Origin of the sequence: Methylococcus sp. S1M (assembly GCF_051295855.1) — a bacterium.
GTDB classification, from domain to species: domain Bacteria; phylum Pseudomonadota; class Gammaproteobacteria; order Methylococcales; family Methylococcaceae; genus Methylococcus; species Methylococcus capsulatus.
In genome coordinates this window covers 157,839-166,486 of the sequence record NZ_JBPDXO010000007.1, presented here as the reverse complement: position 1 = coordinate 166,486, position 8,648 = coordinate 157,839, and the positions used below count along the sequence as shown (strand labels likewise).

Sequence of the window (8,648 nt, the reverse complement as noted above, 5' to 3'; positions counted from 1 at the left end):
CGTCTTCCCATGATCCACGTGACCTATCGTTCCCACATTCACATGCGGTTTCGTGCGCGTAAATTTCTCTTTGGACATCCGCCAACACCCCTGATTCGGCTATTTCAATTCACTCAAAAACGGTTTAACGGCTATACGATGGAGCCCATAACCGGACTTGAACCGGTGACCTCTTCCTTACCAAGGAAGTGCTCTACCGACTGAGCTATATGGGCCATTCAATCTTCAGCACACCATCACAACACTGGAGCGGGTGATGGGAATCGAACCCACACCATCAGCTTGGAAGGCTGAGGTTCTACCATTGAACTACACCCGCGTACCACAAAATCCAATTGGTGGAGGGGGAAGGATTCGAACCTTCGAAGGCTGAGCCGTCAGATTTACAGTCTGATCCCTTTGACCGCTCGGGAACCCCTCCAAAGCGGAAAGCGCGCATTGTTCCAGAGTCTTATAATCATGTCAAGCAACCGTATCTTATCCACACCCGACACGACCACTCAGACATGCAGACGGTTCATCACCTGTTCGACATGACCGGCCAATAATTCGGACAAACAGGCCAGGGCTTTCTCTATCGCTCCGGAAATAGCCTGACGATCGCTGACGGACGGCGCGGCCAGCACGTAATCCGCCACCGCCATGGATCCGGCCGGCCGGCCGATCCCGATCCGCAGCCGCAGAAATCCGCCGCTCCCCAGTTGCGCCATGATGTCACGGAGACCGTTATGACCCCCGTGTCCGCCGTCCCGCTTGATGCGAACGACTCCCGGCCCGAAGTCGAGCTCGTCGTGAACCACCAGGATGTGCTCGGGGGCGATCTTGTAGAACCTGGCCATTGCCGCCACCGCGAGCCCGCTCCGGTTCATGAATGTCAATGGAGCCAGGAGATGAACGGGCTCGGTCAGATTGATCGCACCGACGCGACCATGAAAACGGGATTCTTCCCGCAAGACGCAGCCATGCGCGGCTGCCAACCTGTCGATGAACCAGAACCCGGCATTGTGCCGGGTTCTGTCATAAGCCGGTCCCGGGTTGCCGAGACCGACGATCAGTCTGACCATACACCCGGACCGGTCAGCCGGCGCCACCCTCGCCGCCTTCTGCGGTACGCGGCGCATGCACGGACGCCACCGGAAGATCATGACCGACACCCTGCGCCAGCGCATGAATTTCAACGCCCGCCGGGAGTTTCAAGTCCGACAAATGAATGATGCCTCCGATGTCTACTTGGGCGAGATCGACCTCGATATACTCGGGCAGATCCTTGGGGAGACAGTCGACTTCCACGTCCACCATGCCATGGGAAACCACGCCTCCTTTCTTGACGCCGACCGAAGACTCCTGGTTGATGAAGTGGAGCGGCACATGGACGCGGATCTTGTCCGCCGCGCTGACACGCTGGAAATCAAGGTGCATCACGACGGGTTTGGCAGGATGGCGCTGTACGGCCTTCAAAATGGCGTTTTCCTCACGACCATCGAAACGGATCGTCAACACATGCGAGTAAGTCGCCTCGTTTTCCAGGTTTTTGACTACCTTGTGATGATCCAGCAACAGCGACACCGGCTCCCCCCCACCTCCGTAAAGCACCGCAGGAACCTTGCCCGCATGACGCAGGCGGCGGGATGCCCCTTTGCCCAATTGATGCCGCAATTCGGCTTCGAATACGAAACTGCCTACCATCTCTTTCTCCAAAATACTCTTAGCAGATATTGAAAAACGAGGACCGCGATCAATCCACGTACAGCGAACTGACCGACTCCCCCATGGCGATCCGGCGGATCGTCTCCGCCAGCATTTCGGCAATGGTCAACTGCCGAATTCTGTTACAGGCACTGGCACGCTCCTGCAGAGGAATCGTGTCGGTCACCACCAGCTCGTCCAGCATCGATGCCTCGATGTTATCGACGGCTGGACCGGACAGCACCGGATGGGTGCAGTACGCCACCACCCTTTCGGCACCATGCTCTTTCAGGGCGCCCGCCGCCTTGCACAGAGTGCCCGCGGTGTCCACCAGGTCGTCGACCATGACGCAGGTGCGCCCCCTGACATCGCCGATGATGTTCATGACCTTCGCCTCGTTCGCGCGGGGACGGCGCTTGTCGATGATGGCGAGGTCGGCGTCGTCGAGCCGCTTGGCCAGCGCCCGGGCCCGGACCACGCCACCGACGTCCGGCGAAACCACCATGAGGTCGGGATATTTCTGCCGCCAGACGTCGCCGAGCAGGATCGGCGAGGCATAGACATTGTCCACAGGGACGTCGAAAAAACCCTGGATCTGATCGGCATGCAGGTCGACGGTCAGAACCCGGTCGGCGCCCGCGGCGCAGATCATCTTGGCCACCAATTTGGCGGTAATCGGCACCCGCGCCGAACGGATGCGTCGATCCTGGCGAGCGTAGCCGAAATACGGAATGACCGCGGTAATGACCGATGCGGACGACCTCCGCAAAGCGTCGATCATGACGAGAAGCTCCATGAGATTCTCGTTGATGGGCTGCGAAGTGGGCTGGATGACGAACACCTCCCGCCCGCGCACGTGCTCTTCGATCTCCACCGCGATCTCGCCGTCACTGAAGCGCCCTACCGTCGCCATGCCAAGACGCATGTTGAGTTTGCGTACCACGCCTTCGGCAAGGGGGAGATTTGCGTTACCCGAAAACACCATGAAGGAGGTGTCGGTCATCGTGCACTCCAGATATCGACGCAGACAGGGAATTGGCTGGGGCGCCAGGATTCGAACCTGGGAATGCCGGGATCAAAACCCGGTGCCTTACCGCTTGGCTACGCCCCAAAGATGCGAAAAAATCTATCGTTCGTTCAGCGCCTCGTACAGAGGCGACAGGTTGCGGCCGGACGCCACTATCGCGACCCAATCGCGGGACAGATCGTCGCATGCGGCCTTGGCTTCTTCCTCGCTACCGTGGACCGAATATACGCAGGCACCCGTACCCGTTAGCCGGACATCCCGGGAGTATCGCCCCAACACGCACATCGCCTCGCCCACCACGGGATATCGACGCACGACGGCGTCCAGGCAATGATTCTGATGGGATCCCGCAAGGAAGTCCGCTATTGTGATCGGGTCGTTATCTCTTGTCAAATCAGGGGCGTTGAATATCTCGGCCGTCGAAACATGGCATGGCGGCACAACGATGACGTACCACGGCTCGGGCAGTTCCAGGACTTGCAACCTTTCGCCCACACCTTCCGCCCAGGCGCCCTCGCCGAACACGAAGATCGGCACGTCCGCTCCGAGGCGGAGACCGAGATTCATCAGCGTTTGCCGGTCCAGACCCAGATCCCACAAGCGGTTCAGCGCCACCAGCGTGGTCGCCGCATTCGAGCTTCCGCCGCCCAGACCGCCCCCCATCGGTAGGTTTTTCTCCAAGACGATGTCGGCCCCGGCGGCCACGCCTGCATATTCCTTGAGCAGGCGGGCGGCACGGACGATCAGATTCCGTTCCGCCGGCACGCCCGCCAGTGAAGTCTGCAAGCGGATTTCGCCGGAGGCATCGGCGCGGAATTCGAGCCAGTCGCACACGTCCACGAATTGGAACACCGTCTGCAGATCATGGTATCCGTCGGGACGGCGACCCGTGATACGAAGGGTTAGATTGAGCTTGGCCGGTGCCGGCAAACGCAGAGAAGGCGACTTCATGACGGAGGATTCCCGACGGTCCATTCGTCCGCAAACAGTTTCAGCTTGAGCGAACGCCCCTGGATCGATACCTTCTGAGGAAGGGTAAACTGGTCCCAATCGCGATAACGCTCGTAATCGAGCGACCATTCCGCCTGCTTGAAGTGCTTCAGGCGACCGTCCGGATAGAACTCCATCTCTTCGCCCGCATCTCCGGGCGCCGCCACTCCCAGGACCCAGTAGCGCAGGCTCGGCAGCGGAATCGAAAAACCCAGTTTTTCTTTCAGCAGCCCTTCGGGATCACGGGAAATGCTCTCGTTCCCGTTGCCTTCGTTGACCAGGATCAAGTCATCCTGGAGAACGATCGAGACCGTTCCCTGATTCAAAGGACCGGAAATCCACAGCCGATCCTGGCGGCCGTCGTGATCCCAGGACAGACTGGCCTGCCAGGCGTCATCCGCAGTCTGTACCGCCACCCGGCCTTCCAGCCGCCAGCGTTCGAGACCAGCCAACCGGACCGAGCCCGGCATCCCCGGCCGAACCGGCGCAGGGCCGCAGCCCTGCAGACTGGTTGCCGCCGCCAATACGGTCAGCGACACCGCTGCAAGCCGGAGCCTACCACGCATCACGGCGCCAGCAGTTCCGGATAGCGCGCCCTGATCCGCTGCATGTCCTCATGCTCGGGCGCCTTCTTCCATGCCTCGCGCAGGATTTTCCGGGCTTCCTGACGCCGGCCTGACTCCATCAGAACCTCACCCAGATGCGATGCGATCTCTGGATCCTGAACCTTGTCATAGGCCCGGCGGAGGTATTCGATGGCTTCGGCATACTTGCGCAGCCGGTACAGCAGCCAGCCGTAACTGTCGAGTATCGCCGGGTCATCGGGCTTGAGCCGGATCGCCCGATCGAGATAGCCCTTGGCCTCGTCCAACCGTTCGCCCCGCTCGACGAGCGTGTAACCCAAGGCGTTCAGCGCGTTGGGATCATCGGGGCTCTTTTCCAGCACCTGGCGCAAATCCGCTTCCAGGACGTCGAAGCGACCGAGGTTCTCCGCCACCAGAGCCCGGGCATAGAGCAGATCGCTCTGCCCCGGATTCTCGCCGAGCGCATCGGTCAACAGATTGAAGGCATCTTCGTAGTCTCGGTTCTTGGAAAGCAGCTCGGCCTCCAGGAGATACAGGCGAACCGATTCGTTCGGAAAACGCCGGCGGATGTCGGCGAGCCGGGTTCGCGCCTCTGTCAAACGGCCCAGGCTGATCAGGACGGTAATGCCGTTCACCCGGGCATCGAACTCGGTCGGACCGGTCGTGACGCGGTCGAACCAGTCCAGCGCCTCATTCAATCTGCCCTTGCGGGCATCGATCAGCCCCAGATAAAAGTAGGCTTGAACCCGCCATTTTTCGGACGCGGCCAGCGCCGCGAACTCGCGGCGGGCCGCATCGAGCCGGCCCAGATCGATGAGCGCCAATCCGAGTCCGAACCGGGCGTCCTGATTGCCGGGCTCCTTGGCTACGATACGCTCCAGCTCCCGCCGCGCCCCTTCGATGTCACCGGATTTGATGAGAAACTGAGAGTAGATCAAGCGCAGCCTGGCATTGTCCGGATCGCGCTTGAGCGCGCGCTGTATCAGGTCCCCGGCAGTCGCCGAATCACCCATCTGCGCCATGACCTGTGCCTGCAGTACTCGGGCCCGGCCCCAGTCCGGATGCAGCTTCAGGGCCTCCTCGGTTTCGCTCAGAGCCTGCTGGAACTCGCCCTGGTTGGCGGCGAGAAGGGCGGCTGCGAAATGGAGATCCGCCATGGCAGGAAATGCCCGCAACAGGGCGTCCATGAATTCCGTTGCATCCTGTCTGGGCACCTCGTTGCCGAGCACCTTCACCAACTCGATCAGCGTATTTTCCAGATCGGCGTCCGGCAGCGTCAGCAACACTTTCATCTGCGTCACCGCCTCGTCACGCCGTCCTTCCTTCAGGTAGAGCAGGGTCGCCATGCGGCGGGCCCCCGCGTGGCGGGGTTCGGCCTTCAGCCAGAGCGCCACGCTTTCGATCGCTTCGGGATATTTTTTTATAAACAGGGCGATCTGCGTCGCCCGTTCCGCAAGGCGCCCGTCCCGCGACAGGCGCGCGGCCTGGAGATAATGCTCGAGCGCAACCTCGTAGCGGCCGCGCTGGCCGGCCAACTCCCCGGCCAGCACCAGGTAGACGAGCTGAGCTTTGGGCGGCAGCGGCTCGACCGCGGAACGGATCTCGGCCTCATCGCTCGAGAACGTTTCGTCCGCAAATTTGGCCCTGTGGCCCACGCACCCGAGTGCCAGGGCAATCAACAGCACACCTGGCACAGTACCTGCACCACTGGGCCAGAACTTTCGTATCCGAATTTTAGGCACTATCGTCCCGCGAATTGCGCGTAGGAATTCAAAGGCTTGAGAGAGGAAACCGGACGGGCTAAAAACTTTCCCTGCATCCCGCCTGCGCCGACATTCTGGGATATTTTGAGGAGAACGAGGGATTGCCTGTATTGCTTGCGACGCGGGCCAGAACCGATTTTTCCGTGCGGAATTGTACCCTTTCCCGTTGAACCGGCAAGACTTGTGCTTAAGCGAAATTGGATTAGGGGCGCGTTTTCATTAAAATCGGCGTCTGTTTCACCCACCTGCCCGCCATGGCGATCCTGACTTTAGGCGTCAATCACACCACCGCACCGGTCTCGATCAGGGAACGTTTGGCATTCCCCGCAGAGCAGCTGCAATCCGCGCTGCGGGACCTGATCGACCTGCCGCAGGTGGGGGAAGCGGCGATCCTGTCGACCTGCAACCGCACCGAGGTATATTGCGAACTCGACGGGCGCGACCAGCGCCCCATCGTCGACTGGATGTGCGACCAGCGACAGTTCGACGATCAGGACATCTCTCAATACCTTTACTCCCATTTCGACGCCGGCACGATTCGACACATGTTCCGCGTCGCCTGCGGGCTGGACTCGATGATTCTGGGGGAGCCGCAGATTCTCGGCCAGATGAAGACCGCCTACCAGGCGGCGCGCGAAGCCGGCACCGTGGGCAAGATTCTGACCAAGCTGTTCCATCGCACCTTCGCCGCGGCCAAGAAGGTCCGTACCGACACGGCGATCGGCTGCAGCCCCGTTTCAGTCGCATTCGCCGCCATCCGGCTGGCCCAGCGCATTTTCGACGATCTCGGCGATCTGACCGCCATCCTCGTCGGCGCCGGGGAAACCATCGAGCTGACCGCGCGGCACTTGACCGAGAACCGGATCGGACACCTGATCATCGCCAACCGGACCTTCGACCGGGCCCATACACTGGCCAACCAGTTCGGCGGCTTCGCGATCTCGCTGGAAGAACTGCCCAAACACCTCGCCAGAGCCGACATCATCGTGGCATCCACCGGCAGCCCCCTGCCCATTCTAGGCAAAGGCAGCTTCGAAAGCGCGCTGCGAAGCCGGCGCCACAAGCCGATGTTCATCGTGGACCTTGCGGTCCCGCGGGACATCGAGCCCGAGGTCGAGCAGCTCCAGGATGTCTATCTGTACACCGTCGACGATCTGCAGCACACCGTCGAGGAAAATCTCAAGACCCGCCAGGAAGCCGCTCTGCAGGCCGAAGAAATCATCGACCTGGAAGTCGAACATTTCCTGAGCTGGCTGAGGGCCCAGGCGGCGACCGAAACGATCCGCGACGTCCGGCGCCAAGCCGAACTGCACCGCGACGCGGCTCTGCAACGGGCACTGCGGGAGCTGCGCCGCGGCAAAAGCGCCGAAGACACCCTGCGCTGGCTGGCGGACACCCTCACCAACAAGATCATTCACGCGCCCAGCTCGCAAATCTGGCAGGCGGGTGTGAACGAGCGCGCCGACATCGTCGCCGTGGCGCGCGAACTCTTTCAACTCAAAGACCCCGATACGTGAATCCTTCCGTTCAACAGAAACTCGAGAACCTGTCCCATCGCTTCGAAGAAATCACCGGCCTCCTGGCCACCCCGGAAGTCCAGAACGATCAAAACCGGTTCAAGGCCCTGAGCCGGGAATACGCCCAGCTCGAACCCTGTGTCGCCTGTTTCCGGCGCTACCGGGAAACGCTGGAGGGCCTGGATCATGCGCAAGCATTGCTGCAGGATCCGGATCCCGAAGTCCGCAGCCTGGCGCGGGAAGAACTCGAAACCGGGCGCAAGCGCTGCGATGCGCTGGAGCAGGAGCTGCAGATTCTGCTGCTGCCGCGCGACCCCAACGATGAGCGTAACGTGTTCCTCGAAGTCCGGGCCGGCACCGGCGGCGCAGAAGCGGCGATCTTCGCCGGTGATCTGCAGCGCATGTACAGCCGCTACGCCGAACGGCAGGGCTGGCGAGCCGAGATCGTCAGCGAGAGCGAGGGTGAGCACGGCGGCTACAAGGAGGTCGTGATGCGCATCAGCGGCCAGAATGTCTATTCCCGGCTCAAATTCGAAGCCGGTACCCACCGCGTCCAGCGGGTGCCCACCACCGAAGCCCAGGGCCGCATCCATACTTCGGCCTGTACCGTGGCGATTCTCCCGGAATTCGACGATGTCGAGATCGACATCAACCCGGCCGATCTGCGCATTGACACCTTCCGCGCCTCGGGCGCTGGCGGTCAGCACGTCAACCGGACCGATTCGGCCATACGCATCACCCACATTCCGACCGGCACCGTGGTGGAGTGCCAGGACGAGCGTTCCCAGCACAAGAACCGGGCGCGTGCCATGTCGCTGCTGCAGGCCCGTATCCTGGCCGCTGCCCAGGAAAAGCAGAATTCCGAAATCGCCGCATCGAGGAAACTGCAGGTAGGCAGCGGCGACCGCTCCGAGCGCATCCGGACCTATAACTTCCCGCAGGGCCGGCTGACCGACCATCGTATCAATCTCACGATCTACCGGCTGGACGCCATCATGGAAGGCGACCTCGACCCGGTCATCGATCCCCTGCTGCAGGAGCATCAGGCCGACATGCTGGCCAGCCTGGCCGGAAGCTGAAG

General features: G+C 61.4%; 8 protein-coding genes and 4 tRNA genes. 2 read left to right on the top strand and 10 right to left on the bottom strand.

Annotation, left to right across the window (positions count from 1 at the left end; genetic code table 11):
- Window positions 1-139: 139 nt before the first annotated feature.
- The 10 genes from ACSHWJ_RS13130 to ACSHWJ_RS13085 all read right to left on the bottom strand — a co-directional run bounded on the left by ACSHWJ_RS13130 (window position 140) and on the right by ACSHWJ_RS13085 (window position 5,972).
- A tRNA-Thr gene (locus ACSHWJ_RS13130) sits at window positions 140-215 on the bottom strand.
- 30 nt (window positions 216-245) lie between these two features.
- Window positions 246-319: transfer RNA gene (locus ACSHWJ_RS13125), tRNA-Gly, on the bottom strand.
- 17 nt (window positions 320-336) lie between these two features.
- Window positions 337-421: transfer RNA gene (locus tag ACSHWJ_RS13120), tRNA-Tyr, on the bottom strand.
- A gap of 79 nt (window positions 422-500) precedes the next feature.
- Window positions 501-1,064: an aminoacyl-tRNA hydrolase gene (pth, locus tag ACSHWJ_RS13115; RefSeq protein ID WP_010960358.1), complete on the bottom strand. Its 564-nt coding sequence runs from the start codon at window positions 1,062-1,064 to the stop codon at window positions 501-503.
- A gap of 13 nt (window positions 1,065-1,077) precedes the next feature.
- The gene (locus ACSHWJ_RS13110) at window positions 1,078-1,686 is read right to left on the bottom strand and encodes a 50S ribosomal protein L25/general stress protein Ctc (RefSeq protein WP_010960357.1); all 609 of its coding nucleotides are present in this window, start codon (window positions 1,684-1,686) and stop codon (window positions 1,078-1,080) included.
- 49 nt (window positions 1,687-1,735) lie between these two features.
- Window positions 1,736-2,689 (bottom strand): ribose-phosphate diphosphokinase, encoded by a 954-nt coding sequence (locus tag ACSHWJ_RS13105; protein ID WP_017364368.1) that lies wholly within the window; start codon window positions 2,687-2,689, stop codon window positions 1,736-1,738.
- A 33-nt stretch (window positions 2,690-2,722) separates the two neighbouring features.
- Window positions 2,723-2,797: transfer RNA gene (locus ACSHWJ_RS13100), tRNA-Gln, on the bottom strand.
- Between the two features lie 15 nt (window positions 2,798-2,812).
- Window positions 2,813-3,688, bottom strand: coding sequence for a 4-(cytidine 5'-diphospho)-2-C-methyl-D-erythritol kinase (gene ispE / locus ACSHWJ_RS13095; protein ID WP_010960355.1), 876 nt, complete (start codon window positions 3,686-3,688; stop codon window positions 2,813-2,815).
- A complete protein-coding gene (lolB, locus tag ACSHWJ_RS13090; protein WP_010960354.1) occupies window positions 3,661-4,269 on the bottom strand; it encodes a lipoprotein insertase outer membrane protein LolB in 609 nt (202 codons plus the stop codon). Before lolB ends, ispE begins: the two co-directional genes overlap by 28 nt.
- Complete coding sequence (locus ACSHWJ_RS13085) at window positions 4,269-5,972, bottom strand: tetratricopeptide repeat protein (protein ID WP_432539902.1); 1,704 nt, start codon at window positions 5,970-5,972, stop codon at window positions 4,269-4,271. The genes lolB and ACSHWJ_RS13085 overlap by 1 nt, the downstream gene beginning before the upstream one ends.
- Window positions 5,973-6,304: 332 nt before the next feature.
- Here ACSHWJ_RS13085 and hemA point away from each other — a divergent pair, with 332 nt between their 5' ends.
- Window positions 6,305-7,567: a glutamyl-tRNA reductase gene (gene hemA, locus ACSHWJ_RS13080; protein WP_017364364.1), complete on the top strand. Its 1,263-nt coding sequence runs from the start codon at window positions 6,305-6,307 to the stop codon at window positions 7,565-7,567.
- Window positions 7,564-8,646, top strand: a complete 1,083-nt coding sequence (gene prfA / locus ACSHWJ_RS13075; RefSeq protein WP_010960351.1) for a peptide chain release factor 1 — start codon at window positions 7,564-7,566, stop codon at window positions 8,644-8,646. The genes hemA and prfA overlap by 4 nt, the downstream gene beginning before the upstream one ends.
- Window positions 8,647-8,648 lie beyond the last annotated feature (2 nt).

Coding starts and splice junctions, on each gene's coding strand:
- pth (WP_010960358.1), bottom strand. CDS start 1,064: ATGGTCAGACTGATCGTCGGTCTCGGCAACCCGGGACCGGCTTATGAC.
- ACSHWJ_RS13110 (WP_010960357.1), bottom strand. CDS start 1,686: ATGGTAGGCAGTTTCGTATTCGAAGCCGAATTGCGGCATCAATTGGGC.
- ACSHWJ_RS13105 (WP_017364368.1), bottom strand. CDS start 2,689: ATGACCGACACCTCCTTCATGGTGTTTTCGGGTAACGCAAATCTCCCC.
- ispE (WP_010960355.1), bottom strand. CDS start 3,688: ATGGACCGTCGGGAATCCTCCGTCATGAAGTCGCCTTCTCTGCGTTTG.
- lolB (WP_010960354.1), bottom strand. CDS start 4,269: ATGCGTGGTAGGCTCCGGCTTGCAGCGGTGTCGCTGACCGTATTGGCG.
- hemA (WP_017364364.1), top strand. CDS start 6,305: ATGGCGATCCTGACTTTAGGCGTCAATCACACCACCGCACCGGTCTCG.